This is a genomic window from Streptomyces sp. MBT53 (assembly GCF_016654115.1).
Classification (GTDB): domain Bacteria; phylum Actinomycetota; class Actinomycetes; order Streptomycetales; family Streptomycetaceae; genus Streptomyces.
Map to the genome: position 1 here is coordinate 141,279 of NZ_JAEQAZ010000015.1, position 25,996 is coordinate 167,274.

A 25,996-nucleotide genomic window follows, 5' to 3' on the forward strand; every position below is an offset into this window, starting at 1 on the left:
CACTTCACTACCCGCCGGAGGACAGATCGGTGCGCGGGGCGGCACCGAGATGCACACCGACCCGCTTCACGAGCAGTGTCATCTCGTAGGCGACCTGTCCGACGTCCGAGTCCGCGTCGGCGAGGACGGCGAGGCAGCTGCCGTCACCGGCCGCCGTCACGAACAGGAAGGCCTCGTCGAGCTCTACGACCGTCTGCCGTACGCTGCCCGCCTCGAAGTGCCGGCCGACGCCCTTGGCGAGGCTGTGGAAGCCGGAGGCGACAGCCGCCAGGTGCTCGCTGTCCTCGCGGGTCAGATCCTGGGACACGCCGGTGGGCAGGCCGTCGCCGGAGAGCACGATCGCCTTGCGGATGCTGGCGACGCGCTCGACGAGGTCGTCGAGGAGCCAGTTCAGCCCGCGTTGGTCGTTCGTGTCGTGGCCGGTCGCCTTTGGTGCGGTCATCGACCGTCCCCCTTAGTTCCTTGTGCTGTGCCGCCTTGGACGTCGTCGCCCTCGGCGTTCTCCTCGCGGCCACGCTGCCAGCCGCGTTGGAGTGAGGCCATGCGGCTGCGTACCTCGTCGGCGTCGCGCTCCACGACCTCCGCCGGGGTCGTGGTGCGCCGTTCGGGGTCCTTCTTCAGCTGCGGGGCCAGGTTGGCCTGGCGGACGCGCCTGGGCAAGGCTCCCAGGTCGGGCCCGTTCGCGTCCGGTGAGGTGCCGGAGTCGGGAATGCTGGACGCGATCTCGGCGCGCCGCGTGCGTCGGGGCAGGGCGGGAGTCTCGGGCGGCTCGCCCGATCCGCGCCCCTGGGAGGCCGAAGACGCTGCGGGTACGTCGGTCCGGCGCCGTAGCGGCGTGTCACCGCGGCGCCGGGCAGGCAGCGGTGCCGGGGTCTCCGGGTCGGCTCCGCCCGGGCCCCGGGCCGTGGAGAGACCGTCGAAGGCGCCGTCCGCGGAATCCCCCGGGTCTCGTCGCGAGCGCTGCTCGACGACCGGGCGTCCGTGCGAGCTGACGAGCTTGGGCGTCCGGCGCCGGGGCAGCGGAAGCGGCTCGCTCCGTTGGGCGTCGGCATCCCCGCGCGGCCCGTCGTGGGCCTCCGAGACCTGCTGACGGGGCTCTACGGGGCGGACGGGGGCGAGGTCGTCCCGGAGGCCCGGGCGGCGCGGACGGAAGACCTCTCCGCGTTCACCGTCCTCGTCGTCGAGGCCGTTCGGGAAGCCCGCGAGGACGTCCAGGTCGACCGGGGCCTCCAGTTCGACCGGCCCGTCCAGGAGGGCGGGCGGCAGGCCGGGAAGCTTCGCGGGCACCTGGGAGAGCGCGGAGCGGTGGCTCTCCTCGTACTCGGCCTCCTTCGTCGGCTGGGGCCGGTCGAGGCGGAAGCCGATGCCGTTGGTGTCCGGGACCTCGTCGCTCAGCAGGGCGTCGGGGATGAACACGACGGCGGTGGTGCCGCCGTACGGGGAGGGCTGGAGGGAGACGCGGACGTTCTGCCGCTGGGCGAGGCGGCTGACCACGAACAGGCCGAGCCGGTCGGTGTCGGAGAGCTCGAACTCGGGTGTCTCGGCGAGCCGGAGGTTGGCGTCCAGGAGCGCGTCGGCCGCCATGCCGAGGCCGCGGTCGTGGATCTCCAGGGTGAAGCCGTTGGCGACCCGCTCCCCCAGGACCTGGACGGCGGTGTGCGGCGGGGAGAACACCGTGGCGTTCTCCAGGAGTTCGGCCACCAGGTGGGTGAGGTCCGCGACGGCGGGCCCGGTGACGGCGATCCGCGGCAGCCTGCGGACCTCGATGCGCTCGTAGTCCTCGACCTCGGCGACGGCCGCGCGGACGATGTCCATCAGCTGGACCGGCTTGCGCCACTGCCGGGAAGGGGCCGCCCCGGAGAGGATCACCAGGCCCTCGGCATGGCGGCGCATACGGGTCGTCAGGTGGTCGAGGCGGAACAGGTCGGCGAGTTCGTCGGTGTCCTCGGTCCTGCGCTCCATGGTGTCGAGCAGGGTGAGCTGCTTGTGCAGCAGGACCTGGCTGCGCCGGGCGAGGTTGACGAAGACATCGGAGACGCCGGAGCGCAACTCGGCCTGTTTCACGGCGGCTTCGACGGCGGCGCGCTGCAGGGTGTTGAGGGCCTGGCCGACCTCGCCGATCTCGTTGCGGTCGTACTCCAGGCGCGGGACCTCGGTCTCCACGTCGACGACTTCGCCGACGGACAGGCGGCGCATCACGCTGGGCAGCCGGACACCGGACGCCTCGTGGGCGTCCAGGCGGAGTTGACGCAGGTCGCGGATGAGGCCGCGGCCGATCCGCACGGACAGGAAGAGCGAGAGGAGCAGTGCGATCAGGCCGAGGACGCCGGCGACGGCCGCCTTCAGGATGACGCCCATCGCGACGGGCCGCACGCGGTCCTGGTAGCGGTCGTTGGCCTGGTCGTCGAGAGTGCCGAGCTTGTCCAGCACGGCACCGGCCGCGGTGTTCCAGGTCTGCGCGGTGACGTTGCGGGGCTCGCCGGACTCGGAGGAGGCGGCGGCCTGTTCGGCCACACGCAGCGGGGCGCTGGCCGCGTTCTTCCAGAAGCGGTCGAAGTGGTCGCGCTCCGAGGCGGGCAGCAGCGGCAGGTTGACGTCGTACATCAGGGTGCGCTGGGCCACGAGGTCGGAGACGGTGCGGGTCTCGGTCCGGGTGAGCTTGCCGACGATCAGGGAGGAGCCGAGCAACGCGTCCTCACGGGAGAGGAGTTCACGCGCGCGTGCCAGGTTGACGAGGGCGCGGTACTGCTTGTCCATCTCCACGTTGTCGACGACATGGAGGTTGGTCAGCAGCACGTAGCAGGGGTCGACCAGGCGGTTGTAGAGATCGAGGGCCTGGGCGCGGTCGACGGTGCCGTCCTCGACGCTGCGCCGCAGGGACGTGAGGCCGTCGAAGGCGTCCAGTACGGCGGAGACGCGGCTGTCGGTGGTCTGGCCCAGCGCGTCGCGGACGTCGGGGTTCCGGGCGTTCTTGCGGATCTTGGCGACAGCCGCGTCGGTCGCGGTGCGGCTGCGCTTCAGGTCGGTGAGGCCGTCGGCGGCGCGCGGGTCGGCGAGATAGACGAGCGACTGGCGCCGTTCCTGCTGGATGACGCGGACGGTGTCCTCGGTGGGATAGCCGATCTTCTCGACGACCGACGACACGTTGAACAGGTCTCCGGCCGCCCGGCCGGTGAGGACCGTGGCGAACGCCCAGATCGCGGTCAGGGACAAGAGCGGCACGAGAAGGAGCGCCACGATCTTCCGGCGGATGGACTTCCCGCGAAAGCGCATGGCCTCCCCCAGCTGGACCCCCGCCGGCCGGGGGTACACATGTGCGTCAACAAACGGCGCGAGCCTACTACTGACACACAGGTAACTCGAAGAGCTGTCCGGAGCGTGAACTTCCGCACCTGGGACCGGACATGGGGAGGTGTCAGGGCATTACGGGAGATTGCCGCCCCGAATCCGCGAGGTTCGCCGGACCTGACCGGATCGACCCGCTTGGCCAGTTGGCTGGAATTTTTCGTTCCTTGGGAATCTTCATGCGATGTTGTTCGTCTTTCTCTACGGGATATGGGTGCGGAACCGGCCACAGGAGCCGCATCCGCATCTGGGCGGCGTAAAACAGGGCAGGCCGGGCACCCACTGGGGAGTCGGAGTCTTCGGACTCCGGGGCGAGTGGTGTACCGGCGGTGGGGAGGACACGTTGATGGGCACGGCGGAGCGGCAAGAGGTGCTTGAGGACGGCGTGGCGGCGCGGTCGACGGGGGACGGCGAGGCTCCGGCGCGCTCGGGCGCACCGAAGGCGGCGGGGTTCGAGGGGCCGCGTGCGGCCCGCGCGACAGCCGAACAGCAGGAGTACTACAGGCCGTTGTGGATCGAGGAGCCCGCGCGTCGGCGTCGGCTGCCCGATCCGGTGCGTACGGCGGCGGTGCGGGCGGTGCTCATCATCGCCGTGACGCTGATCCAGGCGACGGTGGCCTTCCTGTGCACGATGGCCGGGTCCTGGCTGGCGTTCCCGATGGTGATCAGCAGCGTGGTCAGCACGGTGGTGGCCACCTGGGGCGTCCTGGACGTCTGGGTGACCCGCCAGATGTGGAACCAGCGCAACGGCGTGGTCTCGGAGCCCAGCAGCACGGCTCGGGCCCTCCGCCGTGAGCGGCGTCGGGCCCAGCGCCAGGCGAAGGCCACCCGGCGGGCTCAGGAGCGGATAGCCCGCAAGGGCGGCACCGGGCAGCTGTCCCAGTCCCACTCCTGAGGTTCGCCTACGGGGTGGTCGGCGCCGGTCGCTTGAACATCCGGGTCGCGGTGATCTCGCTGTGCACCGACTCCCCTTCTCCGGCGGGGGCCTGCTGCGGCAGGCCCGGCCGGAGGTGTTCCTCCACGCTGATGTATTTGAGGCCGGCCCGCAGGTCGGCGTCGTTGCGCAGCCGGATGACCAGCGGGAACTCGGCCAGTGCCGTCGTGTCGAACAGGCCGGTGGTGTACAGGAGTTGGACACCGAGCGCGTCGGACACGGCGCGCTGCAGCTCCAGCAGATAGGTGGCGTTGGCGCGACCGATGGGGTTGTCGAGGAAGAGCGTGCCGGCGTGCCGGTGCTTGTCGCGGCCCCGGTCGTTGGAGCGCAGCGCGGCCATCGTGCAGTACAGGGCGATGGCCGCGGTGAGCAGCTGGCCGCCGGAGAAGACGTCGCCCATCTGCCCGACGGGGACCCGCTCGGCGCGCAGTACGGCGTCCGGCTTGAGGATCTCGACGGCGACCCCCTTGGGCTCCAGGGCGGCACCGACTCCCCTCAGCAGCAGGGACATTCCGTCGCGCCGCATGTCGGAGTTCTTCTTCACGGCGGCCCGGGTGGCCTCGTCGACGACCTCGCCGAGCCGCTCGGTCAGCGTGGCCTGGTCGGGCTCCTCGAAGCGGATGCGCAGGAACTCCTGCCCGGACCACTCGCCGAGCCCCTCCGGCAGCCGGGACAGCCGCTGCGCGGACCGCAGGGTGGCGAGCGCCGACTCGACGAGCCCGCGGAGCCGGTCCACGATCGAGTCGCGGTTGCGCTCCAATTGCGCCAACTCGTCGGTGAGGACCCGGAGTCGGGGCGCGAAGGCGTCGGCCCACTTCTGCGCGTGCTCGGGCAGGGAGGACGCCGGCAGCTCACGGATCTGCTGCCGCGCGGGAGTCCGCACCTGCTCGTAGCGCGTGGAGTTGGCGTGCCGCACGAGCACATCGCTCGCCTCCCGTACGCCCCCCTCGGCGGCGGACAGGTCGGCGGCGCAGCCGCGCAGCGAGCGGCGGGCCTCGGCGGCGGAGTGCCGGGCCTCCTCCACGCTGCCCGGGTACGGCTCGGGTTCCTCCTGGTCCTCGTCCGAGGTGTGTTCGCGCAGCAGGTCACGCAGCATCGCGGCGGTCTCGTCGAAGCCGCCGGCCCCGTCCTCGGCGGCGCGGTGGGCGTCGAGGAGTTCGGCGTGCGCCTCGCGGGCCTGCCCCAACGCGTCGGCGCGGGAGGCGACTTCGGCCGTGGCGGTGCGCAGCAGTGCCTGGGCGTGCTCGGCGTCGCGCGGGACGAGTTCCTCGGCCAGCTCGGTGTGTGCCTCGCCGTCCTCGGGCGCGTGCCGTTCGGCCTCGCCGCGCAGCCGACCGAGCTGCTCGCTCGCGTTCGACACCCGGGTCTCCAGCAGTTGCACCAGTTCCTCGGCGCGGGCCGCGGCGGCCTGCCGGGACGGTCCGTCGGAGCCGTCGGGTGACTCCAACAGCTGGGCCGCGCGGGTGCGGACCTTGTTGCTGAGCCGGTCCAACTCGGCGATCGCAGCGCTCTCGTCGCTCTCCGCGCGCGCCTGCTCGGCCCGCAGGTCGGCGCCGACGCCGACCTTCTCGTAGAGCTGGGAGGCGGCGCGATAGGCCTCGCGCAGGGCGGGCAGCGACGGCTTCGGAGCGTCGGCGTCGTCCGCCGGTACGTCGTCGGGGGCGCCCGCGATCTCGGAGCGCTCGGCACGTAGCGCACGGGCCGTACGGCGGGCGTCGTCGGCGGCGCGCTGGGCGGCGCGGCGGTCCTCGTCGGCGGCGCGGGCACGCTCCAGGCAGGACTGGGCGCGGGCCTCCGACTCGGTTGCCTCGTCGGCGAGTTCGCGCAGTTTGACCTGCCAGCCGGCGCGTTCGCGCAGCCGGAAGGCGAGTCCGGCGAGGGCGTCGGCGGCACGCCGGGCCTTCTGCGCGGTCTCCTGCCGTTCGTCGCGGACCTGGGCGGCCTCGGCGGCGGCTTCGTCGGCCTCGGCGCGCACGGTCCGCGCCTCGGCGAGTTCGGCCTCGGCCTCTTCGGCGAACGCGCGCGTGTCCTGCGCGGTCCGCGCCAGTTCGACCAGCCGCCCGCTCGGACAGCCGGTGCGCCAGGAGGCGAGCCGTGCCGCCAGCTCCCGGTCCTTGCCGAGCCGGGCGGCGAGCGTGCGGATCTCCTCGTCCCGCTCGGTCGCCCGCGCGCGCAGCGCCTGCCGCTCCTCGTCGGCGGCCTGCTCGTCGTGCATGGCCGGGTTCGGCGGTACGAGGAAGACGTCACCGTCCCCCGCGTCGGGCGCCGGGGTCGGGGCCAGCAGGGCGGCGGCCGTACCGACCGCCACGGCGGACCGGGGCAGCAGGGCCGCGTCCGTGAGTGCCTCGCGGGCACGCGCGTGCGTGGCCGGGTCGGTGATGATCACGCCGTCGACCAGCTCGGGCCGGGCGGCGAGCACGCGCGCGTGGTCGACGGGGTCGACGGCCTGCGCGAGGTAGCGCCAGCCGGGCAGGGCCGGGATGCCGTGCTCGCCCAGGTACTCGACGGTGGCCAGCACGTCCGGGCCGGGCGGCAGCAGTCCACCGTCACCGAGCGCCCCGAGGATCCGGGAGTCGTCGGCGGCGGCGGTACGCAGGTCGAAGAGCTGTCGCTCGCCGGCGGCGACCCCGTCGTCGAGCAGTTCACGCAACTCGTCGGCGAAGCGGTCGAGTTCCTCGGGGGTGAGGGAGCCGTCGGCGAAGGGGCGGGAGGACTTGGTGATGCCGGAGGGGGTGTCGGCGGCGGAACTGCCGCTCGCCGCGGCCTCGTTGGCGCCACGCGGCACCGGCACACCACCGGAACCGCCGGCACTCGGCAGGCTGAGCAGTTCCGCCAGCCGCTCCTCCCCCGCCAGTCCCTCGGCGAGGCGCCGTTCCGCGTCGTAGGTCCGCTCGGCGGCGGCCGCCGCGTCGGACGCGCGGGCCGCCGTCAACTCCGCGCGGGACTCGGCGGAGGCCGCTTCGCGCGCGTGCTCGGCCGCTCGCCGCGAGGCCTCGCGCGCGGTGTCCCAGGCGGCCACGGCGGTCTTCTCGGCGTCGCTCGCCGCGAGGGCCGCGCGGGCCGGGTCGGCGTCGGGGGCGCTGTCGTCGAGCCAGCCAGCGCGTACCGCCTCGGCGGTCTCCTGCTCGACCTCGGACAGGCGCTGGCGCAGATGCCCGATCTCGCTGCGGGCGCGCTGTGCCTCGGTGGCGGCGGAGGTCGCGTCCCGGTGGGAGGACTCACCGACCTCCTGGAGCGCGGCGGAGCGCTCCTCGCCCTCGTTGGCGAGGTTCTCGGCGCTCTCCGCGGCCTCGTGCAGGGCTCGTACCAGATCGACGGCGGCCTTGGCGCGGGCGGCGAGCGCCGGTGCGGCGTCCCGCTCTGCCTCACGGATGGCGACGGCCACGCGCGCGGAGCGGTCGGCGGCCGCGCGGTGGCGCAGTACGGCCTCGGCGGCCTGCCAGGCGGAGTGCAGCGTGCGCGCGTCGGCGAGTTCGCGCTTCTGCGCGGCGGCGGACTTCTCCGTGGTGGCGAGCGCCAACGAGGCGTGCCGGTAGGCCAGTTCGGCGGCGACCAGCGCGCTGCGCTCGCGCGCCCCCTCGGAGTGCGTGACGGAGTACGCGGCGGCGGTGACGCGCTGGGCGAGGTCGGCGGCCCGCACCCGCTCCTGCGCGCCCCGCGCGGACAACCGCCGTGCCAGGGTGCGGGTACGGCGCTCGGCGCCGGCGTGGATGTCACGCGCGCGTGCCCGTCCCTCGGCGGCCTCGACGATCCGGCCGAGCAGGTCCACGGACCCTGCCGTGAAGTCCCGTTCGGCGATCAGTTCGGCGCGTCGCCCCAGCTTGTTGCCGAAGCCGCCGACCAGGTCGGCGAGCCCGTCGGTGTCCCGGGTGTCGGTGACCGCACGCAGCAGCAGGTCGGTGAAGTCGGAGTCCTTCTTGACCGCGAAGAGGCCGGCGGCCTCGCCCTCGTCGGCGTTCATCTCCCGCTGGTAGCGGAAGAGTTCGGGGTCGAGGCCCAGGTCGCCCAGGTGCTCGATCCACCGGTCGTGGATCTCCTCCCAGTGCACTTCGAGGTGGGGATATGCCTTGCCCGACTCGGTGATGGCGTCCCGGAACCCCTTCATGGTGCGTCGACGGCCCTGCGCGCCGGACGCGCCCTCGACGGGCGGCCGTACGGAAGTGGCCTCGGCGACGGGGAGGTTGTCCAGGCTGAGTCCGGGACCGGGCCGGAAAGAGTACCAGGCCTCGGCGAACTTCCGCGGGTCGTTGGAGACTTGACGCCCCCGCCACTCGCTGACCTTGCCGACCACCACGCACTCGCCGGTCAGTGTGTGCTGCCACTCCAGGGCGACATGGCCGCAGTCGTCCGCGAGGAGGAACTTGCGCAGCACACCGGAGCTGGCGCCGCCGAGTGTGTTGCGGTGGCCCGGCAGCATCACCGAGAAGATCAGCTTGAGCAGGACGGACTTGCCGCCGCCGTTCTCCAGGAAGAGCACACCGGCGGGCGCGGGGCGGCGCGGCGGACCGACGGGCTCGTCCTCGAAGAACTCCGCCTGGGTGGGCGCGGGATCGGGCACGGGCTTGCCCACGCCTCGCAGGTCAAGCACGGTGTCGGCGTAGCGCGCACCGGCGGGACCGATGGAGTAGAGGCGGACCCGGGACAGTTCGTACATGGCGGACTCTCGTCGTAAGTCTTCGGCAGGTGTGGGGGGTTCGTAGGTCTTCTGGTGGGGCTGGGGGGTCAGGAGTGGAACGGCAGCCCGGCGTCGGCCACCAGTTCCAGGTCCTCGGTGTCCTCGGCGGGCAGCAGGCTCGCGGTGCCGTCGGTGACCGGGACGACGCCCAGCTCCAGCAGCTCGGCCATGGCGGCGCTGCCGGCCATGTCACGCACCTGGAGCTGGTAGCGGGCGGTCGTGCGGTACGTGCCGCCGTTGTCGTCGCCCGTGCGCTGGAGGAAGCCGGAGTCGGTGAGGAACGCGGCGGCCTTGCCGACGATGCCGGTGGTCGAACCGGCGAGTCTGCGGGCGTCCTTGGTGGCACCGGTCGAGCTGCGTCTGACCCAGATCCGCCAGGCGGCCTCCAGGCCGGGCGCGTCGGTGGCCGGGTCGGTGTTCATGCCCTGCTCGTCGGCCCGCTCCTCCAGGCGCCGGCAGGCCTGCCGTACGAAGGCGTCGACCCCGTTGACCGTGACGCGCCCGATGTAGCCGTCGTCGGCGAGATCCTCGGGGCGCGGGAACGCCATCGCGGCGACGGAGAGATGCGCGAGCCCGTGCAGGAAGCGGTCCCCGGAGTCGGCGGCGGTGCGGCGCGCGTAGTCGCCCATGCGGACGGCGAACACGGAGTCCTCGGCGGCGGTCACGGCCATCCCCGCGCGCGGGGACACCTCCAGGACGACCAGCCCGAGTCCGGCGGCCACGGCGTCGGCGAGCCGCGCGAACGGCGGGTCCTCCCGGTACCGGCGCAGCAGCTCGGCGTACTCCTGGTCCCGCGCGGGCTGCAGTTTGGGCTGCAGCCCGAACGCGACGAGCCGCGCCGCGTCGGCGGCGTCGGCGGGCGTGATGACAGCGGTCACTGCCGGGGCTGCGACCGCCGGCTCACTCCATTCGACGTGCTCGCTCACGGTTGGGGCTCCTTGCTGAGGTGGTTCATGTGACGGTCGTTCACGTAACGGTGGTTCATTCCTCGGTCGTTCATGCCTTACGCCGCCTCACTCCGCCCCGCAGCCATCCCCACCGTGTCCAACAAGGCCATCCCCACGATGAGATCGGCCCCACCGAACTCGGGATCGTCCAGCTCAACCCCGTCGTCCACGGCGAACAGCAGCTTCGGCTCCCCCTGCCGGTACGCCGTGCCGACCGGCGGACTGGCCGCGTGCACAGCCAACAGGGCGACCAGATACGGCAGTTCGGGATCCTGCCGCCGAGCGTCCGCAAGCAGCCCCGACAACCTCCGAGGCGCGTCCGCCGGCAGATCGAGCAACTCCATAGCCGCCGCCAACTGCTCCTCGCTGAAGCGGCTGTCGTCCGGCGTGGCGATGAGATCCGGCTCCGGCATCTCAGCACCGAGGTGCTCCCGCTCCTGAGGCGGCGTCAGCAGTATCTCGACGAGGTCGCCCACCCGGACGGACACCGGCGTACGCAGCCCCGTCCCGCGCGCGAAGAACGCGTCCGTGACCCGGATCGCCTGTTCCAGGGGCAGCGGGAGCACGGGCGAGACGAGATGCCCGTAGAGGTCTATCCCCGAGGTCGTCATGGGCGTGGCGAAGGCCTGCCGGTCCTGCTCCGCGCGGAACAGCGGTCCGGCCTCCAGGAGGCGCGACTGGAGCTGTGTGTGGCGTCGGATGCAGTCCTTGACGATGTCGACCAACTCGGCGGCGCGGCGCTTCTGTTCGGGGTCCTCGGACTCGTCGCGGGCCTTGCGGATGTTGGTGAGGATCGCGTTCTCGTGGCGGTAGCGGTCGGCCACGTGGTCGAGGGCCTCGGCGATCATGTCGGGCACGGCGTTGAGCCAGTCCACCGCGCGGACGTTGCGCCGGGTGGCGTCCAGGGCGCGGCGGAGGGTCTCGGAGTACTGCACGGTCCGGTAGCGGGCCTGCTCGGCGGCGAGCTGGGCGTCGGCGAGCCGGCCGCGGCTGATGAGCACCTCCAGCTTGACCTCGGCGGCGATCTGCGCGCTGGTGACGTCGGTGTCGAGGGCGCCCACGAGGACGTTGACGGCCTCGTCGGTCGTGCGGAGGTAGACGCTGCCGCCGTAGCCGGGGACCTCTTCGATCAGCTTGAAGTCGTAGTCGCGGCGCACATAGGTGCCGTCCTGGGCGAACGTGCCGTAGACCGTGCGGAAGCCGCGGTCGACGCTGCCGACGTTGATCAGGTTCTCCAGGACCCAGCGGGCCACGCGCTCGTGCTCGGCGACGGGGCGCTGCGGGGCCTGGGCGGCGATGCGCGGGATGAGCCTGGCCACTATCTGGTCGTGGTCCGCGCCCGTGTCGAAGTCCATGTTCAGGGTGACCAGGTCGATGGCGGCGAGGGCCACCTCCGCCATGCCGTACACCGAGTACTCGCCCGCGAGGTTGGCCTTGCGCACGTCGAGGTCGTGCAGTGGCGCGGTGCAGGCGAGCGCGCGCAGTCGCCGCGCCAGTCCCTCGTCGGCGGCCGGGCCCGGTGCGGGGCGCGGCCCCGCGCTGAACTGGGGCGGAACACTGTCCGTCGATGCAGGCGAAGTCACGCTGCACAGACTAGATCCTCGGTCTGACAACGACCCAAACGACGCAGAAGCGACTACCGCCACAGCCGTGTGCTGGGTCCGCCGGGCGCCGCGCCGAGGTCCGTCGGACGCCGCGCCGTCTCGTTCGAGCCGCGCGCCCTCACCACGCCCCCCTCGTCAGCCGAGGGCCGTGCCGTCCTCGCCGACCCGCTGCCGGTAGGCGTCGACGACCCGTTCGAGCGAGTCGTCGAGGTAGACCGCGAGCAGTCTCTCGGCCTCGGCGGCGTCGCCCGCCTGGAGCGCCTGGAGGATCAGGCGGTTGCGCTGGAGGTAGGGCTCGTGGAGCGCCCTGGGGTCGTCCACGAGGTGGAAGGCGAGCCGGAGTTCGGCGAAGACGCTGCGCATCAGCTCGTCGGTGCGGGCGCTGCCGGCGAGGGAGACCAGTTCCCGGTGGAAGTGGATATTGGCCGTACCCACTCCTTTCCAGTCATCCTCGACGGACGCCAACTGCCCCTCGGTCACGGCCGCGGCGAGTTCTTCGAGGGTGTACGGCGGCTCGCCGAGGCCGCGGACGACGGCGCACTCGACGAGGCGGCGGGTGCGGTAGATGTCCTGGACGTCCTCGACGCTCAGGACCCGGACGAAGACGCCCCGGTTCAACTCGTGGACGAGCAGCCGCTCATGGGTGAGCAGCCGGAACGCCTCGCGGAGTGTGTTGCGCGACACACCGAGCGCCCCGCCGATGCTGTCCTCCGAGAGCCGGGCCCCCGGCGGGAAATAGCCCTCCGCGATACGGCTCCTGAGGATGTCCGAGACGCGTTCCGCGGTGCTCGTACGGCCCAGGAGGGCGCGGTCGTCGGCCAGTCCCGCCATCTGCTCTGCCATGCCCGGAATTCAACCGCAGATACAAGAACGAAACAACATGCCTCTTGAAGGATCGTTCAACGATCCTCTACTTTGCTTCACATGGCGCCACCCGCTCACCCCGGCGCCGACGGCTTCCGCACGGCCCGGCTCAGTCCCAGCACCCTCCGTCCTCCTTCTGCGAGGTGCACATGAGCACGACCCCTCCACCCCAGGCCCTGAACACCGGAACGCAGCCCGACACGGACGAACTGACCGCCGACGACGGCGCGTTGGCCTGGTTCCGAGCGCTCGGTCCGAACGGCCGCCGGGCCTTCGCCGGCGCTTTCGGCGGCTACGCGCTGGACTCCTACGACTACTTCACCCTGCCGCTGAGCATGGTCGCGCTGGCCGCGTACTTCGGCCTGGACAGCGGCCAGACGGGCCTGTTCACCACGGTCACGCTGGTCGTCTCCGCGGTCGGGGGCGCCCTGGCGGGTGTCTTCGCCGACCGGGTGGGCCGCGTCAAGGCCCTGATGATCACGGTGATCACCTACGCCGTCTTCACGGTGGCCTGCGGCTTCGCGCCCAACTACGAGACCCTGCTGGTGTTCCGCGCCCTCCAGGGTCTCGGTTTCGGCGGCGAGTGGGCGGTCGGCGCGATCCTGGTCGCCGAGTACGCGAGCGCCAAGCACCGCGGCCGTACGCTCGGCGCGGTCCAGAGCTCCTGGGCGGTGGGCTGGGCGCTGGCCGCGGTCGTCTACACGCTGGTCTTCTCGTTCCTCGGCGACGACCTGGCCTGGCGGGTGATGTTCTGGACCGGCGCGCTGCCCGCGCTGCTGGTGCTCTGGATGCGGCGCCGGGTGCACGACGCCCCGGAGGCGACGGCCGTGCGCGAACAGAACGCCCAGAAGGGCTCGTTCGCGGCGATCTTCAAGCCGGGCACGGCCGAGGCGCCGGGCCTGCTGCGCACGACGGTGTTCGCGGGCCTGCTCTCCACGGGTGTCCAGGGCGGCTACTACACCCTGGCCACCTGGGTGCCGACGTACCTCAAGACGGAGCGCGGCCTGTCCGTCGTCGGCACCGGCGGCTATCTGACCTTCCTGATCTCCGGCGCCTTCCTGGGCTACCTGACCGGCGGCTATCTCACCGACGTGCTCGGCCGCAAGCGCAACATTTGGCTCTTCGCCCTGCTCTCGGCGATCTGCATCCTGGTGTACACGCACATCCCCAACGGCGCGAACACCCTTCTCCTGGTGCTCGGTTTCCCGCTCGGGTTCTGCATGTCGGCGATCTTCAGCGGCTTCGGCTCGTACCTCAGCGAGCTGTACCCGACCGCGCTGCGCGGCACGGGACAGGGCTTCACGTACAACACCGGCCGCGCGGTCGGCGCCGTCTTCCCGACGCTGGTGGGCTTCCTGGCCGACAGTTGGGGTGTGGGCGGAGCGCTCGTCTTCGGGGCCATCGGTTACGGCATCGCGGCGCTGGCGCTCCTGGGACTGCCGGAGACCCGCGGAAAGGAACTGGCGTGAACCGTACGGAGGACCGTCCCCCGACCCTCGTCGACGAGCACGCGCACGCGTGGAGCCCGCGTACCGCCCGGGCACGCTTCCGGGCCGGGCTGACGGGCCCCACGGCCGGGATCGCGGCGGGCCACACCCAGGCCAACCTGATCTCGGTGCCCGCCGACTGGGCGTACGACATGCTGCTGTTCTGCCAGCGCAACCCGAAGCCGTGTCCGGTGCTCGACGTGACGGACGCCGGCTCCTGGGAGACCGTTCTGGCCGACGGCGCGGACCTGCGCACCGATCTGCCGCGCTACCGGGTGTGGCGGGACGGCGAGTTGACGGACGAGCCGACGGACGTGCGGGCGTACTGGCGCGACGATCTGGTGTCGTTCCTGATCGGGTGCAGCTTCACCTTCGAGTGGTCGCTCAGCGAGGCGGGCGTCCCGGTCCGGCACATCGAGCAGGGCCGCAACGTCCCGATGTACGTCACGAGCCGCCCGTGCCGCCCCGCCGGGCGGCTGCACGGCCCGATGGTCGTGTCGATGCGCCCGGTGCCCCCGGAGCACCTGGCGACGGCGATCCGGGTGACCGCGCTGCTCCCGGCGGTGCACGGCAGCCCCGTACACTGCGGCGATCCCTCGGGACTCGGCATCGACGACCTCGGCCGCCCGGACTTCGGTGATCCGGTGGACGCCGCGCCGGACGACATCCCGGTGTTCTGGGCCTGCGGAGTGACCCCGCAGGCCGCGGTGATGGCGTCCCGCCCGCCGTTCGCCATCACCCACGCGCCGGGCCAGATGTTCGTCACCGACGCCCGCGACGAGCAGTACCGCGTCGCCTGACCAGGAGAGATGATGATCGATCTGAACGCCGACCTCGGTGAGGGCTTCGGCCGCTGGCATCTCACCGACGACGAACAGCTGCTGTCCGTCGTCACCAGCGCCAACGTGGCCTGCGGTTTCCACGCCGGGGACCCGGTCACCATGCGGCGGGTGTGCGAGCTGGCGGCCGAGCGCGGGGTGCGGGTCGGCGCCCAGGTGTCCTACCGGGATCTGGCGGGCTTCGGGCGGCGCGCGATGGACGTGCCGTCCGCCGAGCTGGCGGCCGAAGTGGCGTACCAGATCGGCGCCTTGGAGGTGTTCGCCCGGGCGGCGGGCACGCGCGTGTCCTACGTCAAGCCGCACGGCGCGCTCTACAACCGGGTCGTGCACGACCCGGAGCAGGCCGCCGCGGTGATCGAGGGTGTGCTCCTGGCCGGCGACTCACTGCCCGTGCTCGGGCTGCCCGGCTCGGTCGTCCTCGACCTGGCCGCCAAGGCGGGCCTGCAGGCCGTCCCGGAGGCGTTCGCGGACCGTGCCTACACCGACGAGGGCACGCTCGTGCCGCGCGGCCGGGACGGCGCGGTGGTCACCGACCCCGAGGCCGTCGTGGAGCGCTCGCTGAGCCTGGCCCGCTCCGGGACGGTCGAAACGCTCTCCGGGGCGCGTATCGAGGTGCGGGCCCGCTCCCTGTGCCTGCACGGGGACACGCCCGGCGCGGTCGAACTGGCCCGCAGGGTGCGCGCACGGCTCCTGGAGTCGGGTGTCCCGGTGGAGGCCTTCGCGTGAGGACGCTGCGTGTCGGGGACGACGCACTGCTCGTCGAGGTCGCCTCCGGGGAGGAGGCCGAGGCCGTCCACGCGGAGCTGCTGCGCCGCCGCGCGGAGGGCCTCCTCACCGTCCGCGAGATCGTCCCCGCCGCCCGCACGGTCCTCCTCGACGGCCTCGCCGACCCGGCCCGGCTGGCCTCCGAACTGACCGCCTCCGACGTACCCCCCGCGCCCCCGCGCGCGGGCGAGGTGATCGACCTGCCGGTGCGCTACGACGGCCCGGACCTCGCCGACGTCGCCGCCCTGTGGGGGGTCCCCGAGGAGGAGGTGGGCCGTATCCACGCGGCCACCGAGTTCCGCGTCGCGTTCTGCGGATTCGCCCCCGGCTTCGGCTACCTCACCGGCCTCCCGGCCCGCTACGACGTCCCGCGCCGGGCCACCCCGCGCACGGCTGTGCACGCCGGTGCCGTGGGCCTGGCGGGCCCGTACACCGGCGTGTATCCCCGTGCCTCGCCCGGCGGTTGGCAGCTGATCGGTACGACGGACGCGGTCCTGTGGGACCACACGCGTGTGCCTGCCGCGCTGCTGTCGCCGGGCACGCGCGTGCGCTTCGTCCCGGTGGCGGACGTATGACGGACCGCGCACTCGCCGTCGTCCGGGCCGGGGCCCTGACCACCGTGCAGGACCTGGGGCGGCCCGGACACGCACACCTGGGGGTGCCGCGTTCCGGGGCGCTCGACGGGCCCGCGGCGGCGCTCGTCAACCGGCTGGTCGGCAATCCGCCCGAGGCGGCCGTCCTGGAGACGACCCTCAACGGCTGTGCCGTACGGCCTCGTTCAACGATTCTCGTGGCGGTCGGCGGCGCGCCCTGCCCGGTCACGGTCGACGGACGGCCCGTGGCCTGGGGAGCACCCGTGCACGTGCCCGCCGGGGCCCTCCTGGACATCGGAACGGCCTTCTCCGGAGTACGCGCCTACGTCGCCTTCGCCGGCGGTGTCGCCGTGGAGCCGGTGCTCGGCAGCCGTTCGACGGACCTGCTGTCCGGGCTCGGTCCGGCGCCGCTCACGAACGGCGCCATACTGCCGCTGGGTTCCCCGACCGGCCTCCACGCGCGCGTGGACTTCGCCCCGCAGCCGCGCCCCCCGGTCGAACTCGTCCTCCGGGTGACGCTCGGCCCCCGCGACGACTGGTTCACGCCGGAGGCCGTACGGACGTTCACGTCACGCGTGTACCAGGTGTCGTCGGCGAGCAACCGCATCGGGCTGCGCACCGAGGGCCCCACCCTGGAGCGTGCCCTGACCGGTGAACTCCCCAGCGAGGGCATGGTCCTGGGCGCCGTCCAGGTCCCCCCGGACGGCCGCCCCGTGGTCTTCCTCGCCGACCATCCCACCACCGGCGGCTACCCGGTGATCGCGGTCGTCCGCCCGACGGACCTCCCGGCCGCCGCGCAGGCGGTGCCCGGAACCCCGGTCCGTTTCGTGGCCGTACGACGCCGCTGAGGCCCCCTGTGCGCCCTATGCGACGTCGGGCTGCTTCTCCCCCACCGAGAGGGCGGCCAGCGCCGCCGACACCGCGTGGGACGCGCTCAGGTCGAGCCGGGCGCTGGTGCCCCGCGCGCGGTGGCGCATCTCGTCGGCGGCCAGCCTGAGGAGCTGCGGCAGCAGGTCGGTGCAGCGGCGGGCCACCCAGCCGGTGCCCGCGGTCGCCAGCCACCACAGGCTGGCCGACTTGGTGGGGGCGGGGAACTCGGGCTCGGGCGAGGGCGCGGCCCCCGTGGCCACACCCTCCTCGGCGAGCAACGCGTGGAACCGCAGGGCCAGTTGGCGGTGACCCCGCTCTCCGGGGTGCAGCCGGTCCGCGCTCCAGATCGCGCGGTCCATGATCCACTCGCCCTCCGCGGCATGCAGATGCACGGCGCCGTAGCGCTCGGAGAGCGCGTGCACCACCGTGTTCACCGCTCGCTGGCGCCGGGCGAGCGGGCGGGCCAGTGCGCCCGGAAGGCCGAGCATGGCGCCCGGGTCGGGCAGACAGGCCGTCAGGAGGACCGCGCCCTGTGCCGTGAAGGCCGCGTAGACCTCGTCGAGCCGGGCGGCCAGGGCCTGGATGTCGAAGGTGCAGCGCAGGGTGTCGTTGACGCCTATGACGACGGAGACGACGTCCGGGTTCAGGGCGAGCCCGGCCGGGGTCTGCCGTTCCAGCACGTCCCGCGACTGTGCCCCGCTGACCGCGAGGTTCGTGAACTCCACGGTGTCTTCGGGCTGCCCGGCCAGCCCGTCGGCGAGCAGGGCGGCCCAACCGCGCCATGCCTCGCCGACGGGATCGCCCACGCCCTCGGTGAGCGAGTCACCGAGGGCGACGAAACGGACCGTTCTCATGCCACGCCTCCGGGCACGAAGCGCCGTACCGGGACATCCGCGTCGTGCGCGGCGAGGAACGCGTCGACCGCCGTGTCCCAGCCGAAGCACTCCGCACGCGCGCGTGCGATCTCCCGCCGCTCCGGCTCGGAGCGCTCCAGCAGCATGTCCACGGCGTCCGCGAAGGCCCGCCCGTTGTCCGCGGCCGTGGCCCCGGCGGAACCGATGACCTCGGGGAGCGCGGACGAGGCGCTGGCCACCACGGGCGTGCCGCAGGCCATCGCCTCCAGGGCGGCGAGCCCGAAGGTCTCGGCCGGCCCGGGTGCCAGGCACACGTCGGCGGACGCCTGGAGCGCGCCGAGCAGCCGCCGGTCGGAGACGTGCCCGAGGAAGGTGACCGGCAACCCGCGTTCCCGCGCCCGCTGTTCGAGCCGGGCCCGCAGCGGTCCGTCCCCGGCGACCACGAGGGCCGCCCGCCGCCCGCGCCGTACCAGCGCCTCCAGGGCGTCGAGCGCCGTGCCGGGCTTCTTCTCCACGGACAGCCTGGTGCAGGTCACCAGGAGAACCTGGTCCACGCGCGCGTACTGCGCGCGCACCACCGGGTCCCGCAGCGCCGGGGTCCGTCCCACCAGGTCGACGCCCAGCGGGGCCCGTACGACGTTGCGGGCGCCGATGCGGACGAACTCCCGCTCGGCGAACTCGGTGGTGCACACCACGCGCGCGTAGGTGTGCGCCGTACGGACGTTGAGGGCGTCGGCGGTGCGCCGGGACATGTTCTCCGACAGGCCCCAGGTGCGCAGGACGCCGTCGGCGGTCTCGTGGGACACCATCACGGCGGGGATGCGGGCCCGCCTGGCCCATTTGCCGGTCCAGCGCAGGGTCGTGCGGTCGGAGACCTCCAGGCGGTCGGGGGCGAGTTGTTCCAGGAGGTTGGCCACGCGCCGCTTGTCGGCGAGGACGCGGTAGCCGCCGGTGCCGGGCAGCAGCGGCCCGGGCAGGGTGATGATCCGGCCCTGCTCGGTCTCGCAGTCGGTATGGCGCTCGCCGGGCACGATGAGGACCGGGTGGTGCCCGGCCTCCTTGAAGCCCTTGCCCAGCTCGCGCAGGGCGGTGCGCAGCCCCCCTGAGGAGGGGGCCACGAAGTTGGCGAGCCTGACGATCCGCAGCGCAGCGGTGTTCACGCCGCCACCACCACCTTGCGGGCGGCGAGGACGTCGCCGTAGTGCGCGATCAGCTGGTCGCCGACGGCCGCCCAGGTGCGGCCCTCGACCATGGCCCGCGCGGCGGTGCCGTACTCGGCGCGCAGCGCGGGATCGGCGGCCAGGGTCCGTACGGCGTTCGTCACGGCGGTCTCGTCGCGCGGCGGGAAGAGGAACCCGGTGCGCCCGTGGGCGACCAGGTCGAGCGGACCGCCGGCGGCGGGCGCGACGACGGGGACGCCGCTGGCCATGGCTTCCTGGACGGTCTGACAGAAGGTCTCAAAAGGTCCGGTGTGCACGAATATGTCCAACGAGGCGAAGATACGGGCGAGCTCGTCGCCCGTACGGCGTCCGAGGAAGACCGCGCCCGGCAGCGCCTCGGTGAGGTGCGGCTGGCTGGGTCCGTCGCCGACGACCACGACCTTGACGCCCTCAAGGCCGCAGACTCCGGCGAGGAGTTCGATCTGCTTCTCGGGGGCGAGCCGGCCGACGTAGCCGACGATCAGTTCGCCGTTCGGGGCAATTTCGCGCCGCAGTGCCTCGTCGCGGTACTCGGGGCGGAAGCGCTCGGTGTCGACCCCGCGCGGCCAGAGCCTGACCCGGGGCACGCCGTGTGCCTCCAGGTCGCCGAGGGCCGCGCTGGAGGGCGCGAGGGTGCGGTCGGCGGCGGCGTGGACGGACCGTATGCGCCGCCAGGCGGTGGACTCGCCGGCACCGACGTACGTGCGGGCGTATCCGGCCAGGTCGGTCTGGTAGACGGCCACGGCGGGGATGCCGAGCCGGGCGGCGGCGGCCATGCCGCGGACGCCGAGGATGAAGGGGCTGGCCAGGTGCACGATGTCGGCGCGGTGTTCGGTGATGGCCGCGGCGACGCGTCGGCTGGGGAGGGCGACGCGGACCTGGGGGTAGCCCGGGAGCGGTAGGGAGGGGATGCGGATGACTGGGCACGGCGACTGGGCGTCGGGCCCGGAACCGGCCGCGGTGGCCGGCGCGACGACGAGCGGATGATGACCGCGATCCACGAGGTGCCGGGCGGTCTGGAGCGCGCAGTGGGCCACGCCGTTCACATCGGGGGGAAAGGATTCGGTCACGATGACGACACGCATACCCGTGTTGTCGCCGCGCTGGACGTGCCCGCGTCAACGTGGATCTATGCGAACGGTGAACGTCCCATGAGCGTTGCGCTGCACACCCGAGCAGGTCAGACGGCGTCCATGCCCGTCTGACCCGCGAGTCACCCCGTGTTCACACTGCGGGGGCGTCGGGCCCGATCCGGCTCCGAACCGCTGTCTGGACCTCCGCTTCCTCGGCCGGGTCGGCGGCGAGCCTGCGGAGCTGTTCCACGACCCGGGCGTCACCGGTCTCGGCGTGCCGGGCGGCGATCTCCCGGGTGGTCTCCTCGCAGTCCCAGAGGCACTCGACGGCGAAGCCGGTCGGGAAGGAGGGGTCGGTGGCGGCCAGGGCCCGGGCGGCCCGGCCACGCAGATGGGACGAGGCGGTTTCCCGGTAGACATGGCGCAGGACGGGTGCGGCACAGGCGATGCCGAGGCGGCCTGCGCCGTCGACGAGGGTCCACAGGGTGGGGGCGTCGGGTCCTTCGCCCATGACGGCCTCCCTGAGGGCGCCGAGGACGAGGTCGCTGTCCTGGGCTCCGCCCCGGCAGGCGAGCATCCGGCCGGCGGCGGCGCCGAGCGGGTCGGGCCGTCGGGCCCAGCCGCGGGCCCGGTCGACGGCGGCGACGGAGCGCATCCGTTCGAAGGCGTCGACGGCAGCCTCCACGACGGGTGCCGTGCCGGTGGCCACGGCGCGCTCGATGAGCTGGAGGGCCTCGGGGTCGTTGCTGTCGGCGAGATACCGGAGGGCGGTGCAGCGGGCTCCCTCGCTGCCGTCCTTGGCCGCCTCGACGATCTCGGGCCGGTCCTCGGGGCCTGCCACCGCGCTGAGGCAGCGGGCGGCGGGGACGTGCAGCGCCGAGCCGCGTTCGATGCCCTGTTGGGCCCATTCGAACACCGCTTGCACGCTCCACCCCGGACGGGGCCCGGTTGGTCGCATCTGGCGTTGCCAGCGGTCGAAGCAGCCGGCTTCCTGAGCGGCACGCACGCGCGTGGCGATCGATTCCCGTGAGTCCTCGGCCCACAGCCGCCAGGGCCGGGGTTCGAAGGCGTCGCGCACGACGGTGGCCAGTTCGGCCTCGCCCTCGGGATCGGCCGGGAAACGCGCCAGCACGGGGGCGGCGAGGGCGCGCAGGCCCGCGTCGTCGTCCCTGAGCGCGAGTTCGTCGAGCGCCCAGGCCCAATTGGTCCCGGAGGCCGCGTACCGGCGCAGCAGTACGAGTGCGTCCCGCCTGCCGTAGGAGGCGAGGTGCCCGAGGACGGCGAGGGCGAGTCCCGTGCGGGACTCCTCGGTGTCGAGGACGTCCTCGGTGTCGAAGAGGTGGGCCTCGACGGCGTCCAGATCGCCGTTCAGATCGAGGTACAGACGGGCGTAGTACAGGGAGCGGTTCTCCACCTGCCAGTCGTGGCGGGGGTCGCGCAGAACGCAGTGGTTCAGCGCAGCCAGTGCCTCGGCACGGGGTGCGGTGAGCGCGTGCAGTGTGCCGTCGCCGCGGCCCCGCTGAAGCAGGCCGAGCAGCGTACCGCTGGGCGCTATGACCGGATCGAACATGGGAAACAGCCTCACATCAAGCGTCGACGCAACCGGGGGACGTGCACTACCTGGCCGCGTGACAACACGTCGGGGCGCCCGCCGTTTCCTGCTTGCTGTAGACCATTTTCCTCTGCCTCTCGTCGGTGGCCCAAGCGGACCCTCACGGCCCGCGCGGTGCGGCAACACCTGCCCGGCCATCGCGTCCGTGATTCACGACGTCATGATGACCCGGCAGTTCTCGCTGCCGCGACCGAAATTTCGGGCGGCCACGTGCTGCCTTCCCCCGTTTTCCCCCGTTTTCCTTGTCGTACCTGGTCACAAGGCCCGCCCCAGTGAATGACGGACCACATTTCAGTGCGCGCCGAACAGCTCCAGCAGCTCGGTCTTGGCGAACATCCGGGCCGTGTCGAGTGCCGACGGCGTGCCCGCGGCCGGATCGGCACCGGCCTCCAGCAGGACTTCGATCACTTCCTGCTCGCCCTTGAAGACGGCTCCGGCGAGCGGGGTCTGCCCCCGGTCGTTGATCCGGTCCGCCTCGGCCCCCCGCGCCAGCAGGGCCCGTACGGCGTCGGCGTGCCCGTGGTACGCGGCGAGCATCACCAGGGAGTCACCGCGGTCATTGGTGAGATTGGCCGGAACACCCGCGTCCACATACGCCACCAGCGCCTCGGTCCCGCCCTGGCGGGCCAGATCGAAGATCTTGGTCGCGAGCTCCACGACCTCGGGGTCGGGGGCTTCACTCATCGGCCTGACCGCCTCTCACTAGTACGGGTGAATCGCCAGCGTACTGGCTCCGCCGACACATGACCGGCCCTCTCCGAGGCAAAGATCACCGCAGGGCCCGACACAGGTGAAACCCCTGCTCAGACGGCCCGAATGCGCTCCGCCATCAGAGGGAAATCAGCCGAATTTCACCCACTTGCACCTTTTATCGTATGGATACATCCTGTGATCCTGGAAGAACTCATGGTGACTGTCCCCACGAACCAGGAGAGCTCAAATGATCCTGTCCATGTCAGGCGTCGTCCTTCTCGGCATCATCGTCTTCCTCTTCTTCAAGAAGGACGGACTCAAGGCCTCGCACGCCCTGGTGGCCGCACTCTTCGGCTTCTACATGGCCAGCACGGCCATCGCGCCGAGCATCAAGGCCGGCGGGGAGAGCCTGGCGAGCCTCCTCGGTGGCATCAAGTTCTGACGCAACCACCCGTACGCACCTCCAGGAGACAGCAGTGGCCCGGCGCCCCCTCCCCCGCATCCTGAGCAACGGCAGCGCACAGATCGCCCGCAGCCGGGAGCTGGCCCGGACGGCGGCCGACAGCGCCACCGACGTCCTCCATCCGCTGATCACGATCACTCGCGGTCTGCGCCGGCTGGCATCCGCCGGGCGGCGCAGATGGGCCGACACCCCCAAGGACAAACGCGGACCACTGCTGTTCCTGGTGGCCTCGGTGGTCCTGGTGGTGGCACTGGTGCCGTACGGCCCGCTGCTCGCCGTCATCGTCCTGATGGCGGCGGCAGCATGGCACGGCCGCGACCGCACCCCGCCGGCGCCCGAAGGGCCCGACGAGTCCCAGACCAAGCGTCTGCAGTCCCTCTACGAGGCGCTGGTGCCCTACTTCTCCATCGCCGAGGACCCGGCGCCCCTGTTCGCCCACGGCGGAGACTGGGAGAAGGCCTTCCCCGCCCACGAGTTCGACGGGGCGGGCCGCATCACCCACCTGGCCGTCCGCTACCCGGCCTACTTCACCGACGGCGAGGCCGACTCCCGCGCGCGGATCGAGCAGCTGCTCACCGCGAAGTCCGGACGCGGCCGTGAGTACCGCTTCGAATGGGACGAGGAGGGCAACCAGCTCACCGTCGGCGTCCTCGCCCCCCTCCCCACCGACATCGCCGCCCAGCGCTTCGTCACCGCCCCCGGCGAGACCGTCCTGGGCTTCACCGACCCGACCCACGTCCACCGCACGCTCCCGCTGACCCACGGCACGGAACAGCGCGATGTCCCTCCGGTCGTCTGGCGCACCGGCATCCGCTCCACCGAGCCGAACCTGCTGGTCATGGGCCAGCCCGGCAGCGGCACCTCCACCCTGCTGCGCTCCATCGCCCTCCAGGCCCTCCAGTACGGCGACGTCCTGATCGTCGAGGGCGGCGGCACCGGCGAGTACGCGTGCCTCACCGGCCGGGACGGCGTCCTCGCCGTCGAGTGCGGCCTCACCGGCACCCTGGCCAGTCTGGAGTGGGCCTCTCAGGAGACGGAACGCCGACTGATCGCGGCCAACCACGCCCGCCAGTCGGGCCACCCGGCACCGGACGACACCAGGCGCCCCCTGTGGATCATCCTGGACCGCCCGAGCGCCTTCGCCCACCTGGCCGCGGCCGACGGCCGCCAGGACCCGCAGTCCCTGCTCCAGGTACCCCTGCGGCACGGCCGCGCGGCCCATGTGACGGTGGTGGTGGCCGACCAGTTCGACAGCGCGGACGCCCTGAGCGACGCCGTACGACAGCACACACGCGCGCGTGTCGTCCTCGGCCCCGCCACCGCCGCCCAGTTGGAGGCGGTCCTCGGCGCTCCCCCGCCCACCACGCCGATCGCCCAGGTGCCGCCCGGCCGCGGCTACGCACGCCTGGGCAGCGGCCCGGTGCACCGGCTCCAGGTCCCGGCGACCCCAGACCCGTACGACGACGCGACGAGCGACGCGGACCGCCAGGCGGTGCTGGCCCTTCTCCCGCCGCGTACGACACCGGCGGACGCGGTGGAGACGGTGGCGACGGAAGCGGTGGTGGAGGCCGCGGTGGCGGAGACCTCATAGCGGCTCGGGGCCGGTGCGGTCGCCCGCGCCGGCCCCGGACACCTCTCGCGCCGGCTACGCCACGAACGTCCGCGGCGACTCGCTGCCGCCCCCGCCGACCCCGTTCTCCACCAGCCGGGCCGCCGCGGCCAGCCGTGCCGCCGCCTCCTCGGCCACCGCGCCGCCCACGGTGAACGGCAGCCGCACATACCCCTCGAAGGCCCCGTCGACGCCGAAGCGCGGCCCGGACGGGACGCGTACGCCCACCCGCTCCCCCATCTCGGCGAGCCGGGAACCCGACAGCCCACCCGTGCGGACCCACAGCGTGAGTCCGCCCCTGGGCACCTCGAACTCCCAGCCGGGCAGCTCCCGCCGTACCGCCGCGACCAGCGCGTCCCGGTTCTCCCGGGCCTGGCCCCGCCGGATGTCGACGGCCTGTTCCCAACCGCCCGTGCTGAACAGCCAGCTGACGGCGAGCTGTTCCAGCACCGGGGTGCCGAGGTCGGCGTAGGCGCGGGCCGAGACCAGGCTGCGGATCACATCCGGGGCCGCGCGCACCCAGCCGATGCGCATGCCGGCCCAGAAGGCCTTGCTGGCGGAGCCGACGGTGACGACGGTCGAGCCGGCCGGGTCGAACCCGCAGACGGGGCGCGGCATTTCGACGTCGTCGTCCAGCCACAGCTCGGTCATCGTCTCGTCGGCGACGAGCACGGTGCCTGCCGAGCGGGCCGCGTCCACGAGCTGCCGCCGCTGGTCGTCGTCGGCGAGGGCACCGGTCGGGTTGTGGAAGTCGGCGACGACGTACGCGAGCCGGGGCGCCGCGTCCCGCAGCACCTGCCGCCAGCGGTCCATGTCCCAGCCGGTGAGCCCCTCGGCCATCGCCACGGGCACCAGCCGGGCGCCCGCCTCCCGCATCAGCTGGAGGATGTTGGCGTAGGACGGCGACTCGACGGCGACCCGCTCGCCACGCCCCGCGAAGAGATGGCAGATGGCGTCGATGGCGCCCATCGCACCGGTGGTGACCATGATCTGCTCGGGCATGGTCGGGATCCCACGCAGGGTGTACCGCTCGGCGATCATCGCGCGCAGCGCGGGCAGCCCGGCCGGGTAGTCGCCGTGCGTGTGGGCGTACGGCGGCAGCTCCTCCAGGGCGCCCTGGACGGCCCGGGTGAGCCACGGCTCGGGCGCCGGCAGCGAGGCGCAGCCCAGGTCGATCACCGAACCGAGGGCCTCCGGGGGCAACGGCTCCAACCCGCGCGCGGGAAGCGGGTTTCCGGCCGGTACGGCGGTCCAGCTGCCGGCCCCGCGCCGGGACTCCAGGAATCCTTCGGCGCGCAGCGCCTCGTAGGCCGCGGCGACCGTGGTGCGGCTGACGGACAGGGCGAGCGCCAACTCCCGCTCGGCGGGCAGCCGGGCGGCCACCGGGACGCGCCCCTCCAGCACGAGCAGGCGGATGCCGTCCGCGAGGGCCCGGTAGGCGGGCGGCCGGCGGGTGCCGGGTCCGGCCGGCCGGTCCTGCTGGGAGTTGAGCAGCCGGGCCAGCTGCGCGGCGCCCATCGCCGAGGTCCACTGCGCCATGGAAACCAGTCCACCTTCCCGGAATTGGCCA

General features: G+C 72.9%; 20 protein-coding genes. 8 read left to right on the forward strand and 12 right to left on the reverse strand.

Features of this window, described 5'->3' with window-relative positions; translation table 11 throughout:
* Positions 1-7 precede the first annotated feature (7 nt).
* On the reverse strand, positions 8-442 hold the full coding sequence (locus JHN45_RS08460) for a roadblock/LC7 domain-containing protein (RefSeq protein ID WP_200708837.1): 435 nt from the start codon (positions 440-442) through the stop codon (positions 8-10).
* Positions 439-3,273 carry a nitrate- and nitrite sensing domain-containing protein gene (locus tag JHN45_RS08465; RefSeq protein ID WP_200708838.1) on the reverse strand — a complete coding sequence of 945 codons (2,835 nt, stop codon included), beginning with the start codon at positions 3,271-3,273 and terminating at the stop codon, positions 439-441. The genes JHN45_RS08460 and JHN45_RS08465 overlap by 4 nt, the downstream gene beginning before the upstream one ends.
* A 418-nt stretch (positions 3,274-3,691) precedes the next feature.
* On the opposite strand from JHN45_RS08465, the gene JHN45_RS08470 reads away from it, so the two are divergent.
* Complete coding sequence (locus JHN45_RS08470) at positions 3,692-4,240, forward strand: hypothetical protein (protein ID WP_200708839.1); 549 nt, start codon at positions 3,692-3,694, stop codon at positions 4,238-4,240.
* Positions 4,241-4,247: 7 nt separating this feature from the next.
* Here the strand turns inward: JHN45_RS08470 and JHN45_RS08475 are convergent, their stop codons facing one another.
* The 4 genes from JHN45_RS08475 to JHN45_RS08490 form a co-directional block, all read right to left on the reverse strand.
* Positions 4,248-8,933 (reverse strand): hypothetical protein, encoded by a 4,686-nt coding sequence (locus JHN45_RS08475; RefSeq protein ID WP_200708840.1) that lies wholly within the window; start codon positions 8,931-8,933, stop codon positions 4,248-4,250.
* Between the two features lie 68 nt (positions 8,934-9,001).
* Complete coding sequence (locus tag JHN45_RS08480; protein WP_200708841.1) at positions 9,002-9,880, reverse strand: hypothetical protein; 879 nt, start codon at positions 9,878-9,880, stop codon at positions 9,002-9,004.
* Between the two features lie 77 nt (positions 9,881-9,957).
* A complete protein-coding gene (locus JHN45_RS08485) occupies positions 9,958-11,484 on the reverse strand; it encodes a hypothetical protein (protein WP_200708842.1) in 1,527 nt (508 codons plus the stop codon).
* A 156-nt stretch (positions 11,485-11,640) separates the two neighbouring features.
* Positions 11,641-12,348, reverse strand: coding sequence for a GntR family transcriptional regulator (locus JHN45_RS08490; protein ID WP_200708843.1), 708 nt, complete (start codon positions 12,346-12,348; stop codon positions 11,641-11,643).
* A gap of 170 nt (positions 12,349-12,518) precedes the next feature.
* Here JHN45_RS08490 and JHN45_RS08495 point away from each other — a divergent pair, with 170 nt between their 5' ends.
* Genes JHN45_RS08495 through JHN45_RS08515 form a run of 5 tightly spaced genes read left to right on the forward strand, consistent with a single transcriptional unit; the run spans position 12,519 to position 16,901 of the window.
* Entirely contained in the window at positions 12,519-13,838 is a 1,320-nt protein-coding gene (locus JHN45_RS08495) for an MFS transporter (RefSeq protein WP_200708844.1), read from the forward strand.
* Positions 13,835-14,656 carry a putative hydro-lyase gene (locus JHN45_RS08500; protein ID WP_200708845.1) on the forward strand — a complete coding sequence of 274 codons (822 nt, stop codon included), beginning with the start codon at positions 13,835-13,837 and terminating at the stop codon, positions 14,654-14,656. The genes JHN45_RS08495 and JHN45_RS08500 overlap by 4 nt, the downstream gene beginning before the upstream one ends.
* A gap of 12 nt (positions 14,657-14,668) precedes the next feature.
* Positions 14,669-15,421 carry a LamB/YcsF family protein gene (locus JHN45_RS08505; protein WP_200708894.1) on the forward strand — a complete coding sequence of 251 codons (753 nt, stop codon included), beginning with the start codon at positions 14,669-14,671 and terminating at the stop codon, positions 15,419-15,421.
* Positions 15,418-16,035 (forward strand): allophanate hydrolase subunit 1, encoded by a 618-nt coding sequence (locus JHN45_RS08510; RefSeq protein ID WP_200708846.1) that lies wholly within the window; start codon positions 15,418-15,420, stop codon positions 16,033-16,035. Before JHN45_RS08505 ends, JHN45_RS08510 begins: the two co-directional genes overlap by 4 nt.
* A complete protein-coding gene (locus JHN45_RS08515) occupies positions 16,032-16,901 on the forward strand; it encodes a biotin-dependent carboxyltransferase family protein (protein WP_200708847.1) in 870 nt (289 codons plus the stop codon). Before JHN45_RS08510 ends, JHN45_RS08515 begins: the two co-directional genes overlap by 4 nt.
* A 15-nt stretch (positions 16,902-16,916) precedes the next feature.
* Here the strand turns inward: JHN45_RS08515 and JHN45_RS08520 are convergent, their stop codons facing one another.
* From JHN45_RS08520 to JHN45_RS08540, 5 genes are all read right to left on the reverse strand, one after another.
* Positions 16,917-17,777, reverse strand: a complete 861-nt coding sequence (locus JHN45_RS08520) for an SGNH/GDSL hydrolase family protein (protein ID WP_200708848.1) — start codon at positions 17,775-17,777, stop codon at positions 16,917-16,919.
* The gene (locus tag JHN45_RS08525) at positions 17,774-18,937 is read right to left on the reverse strand and encodes a glycosyltransferase (RefSeq protein WP_200708849.1); all 1,164 of its coding nucleotides are present in this window, start codon (positions 18,935-18,937) and stop codon (positions 17,774-17,776) included. The genes JHN45_RS08520 and JHN45_RS08525 overlap by 4 nt, the downstream gene beginning before the upstream one ends.
* Positions 18,934-20,061 carry a glycosyltransferase family 1 protein gene (locus JHN45_RS08530; RefSeq protein WP_200708850.1) on the reverse strand — a complete coding sequence of 376 codons (1,128 nt, stop codon included), beginning with the start codon at positions 20,059-20,061 and terminating at the stop codon, positions 18,934-18,936. Before JHN45_RS08530 ends, JHN45_RS08525 begins: the two co-directional genes overlap by 4 nt.
* A gap of 139 nt (positions 20,062-20,200) precedes the next feature.
* Positions 20,201-21,619, reverse strand: a complete 1,419-nt coding sequence (locus JHN45_RS08535) for a HEAT repeat domain-containing protein (protein WP_200708851.1) — start codon at positions 21,617-21,619, stop codon at positions 20,201-20,203.
* 333 nt (positions 21,620-21,952) lie between these two features.
* Entirely contained in the window at positions 21,953-22,345 is a 393-nt protein-coding gene (locus JHN45_RS08540) for an ankyrin repeat domain-containing protein (protein WP_200708852.1), read from the reverse strand.
* A 256-nt stretch (positions 22,346-22,601) separates the two neighbouring features.
* On the opposite strand from JHN45_RS08540, the gene JHN45_RS08545 reads away from it, so the two are divergent.
* The gene (locus JHN45_RS08545; protein ID WP_019059657.1) at positions 22,602-22,796 is read left to right on the forward strand and encodes a hypothetical protein; all 195 of its coding nucleotides are present in this window, start codon (positions 22,602-22,604) and stop codon (positions 22,794-22,796) included.
* A 34-nt stretch (positions 22,797-22,830) separates the two neighbouring features.
* The gene (locus JHN45_RS08550; protein ID WP_200708853.1) at positions 22,831-24,408 is read left to right on the forward strand and encodes a hypothetical protein; all 1,578 of its coding nucleotides are present in this window, start codon (positions 22,831-22,833) and stop codon (positions 24,406-24,408) included.
* 54 nt (positions 24,409-24,462) lie between these two features.
* Here JHN45_RS08550 and JHN45_RS08555 read toward each other — a convergent pair whose 3' ends face one another.
* Positions 24,463-25,965, reverse strand: coding sequence for a PLP-dependent aminotransferase family protein (locus tag JHN45_RS08555; RefSeq protein ID WP_200708854.1), 1,503 nt, complete (start codon positions 25,963-25,965; stop codon positions 24,463-24,465).
* Between the last annotated feature and the right edge of the window lie 31 nt (positions 25,966-25,996).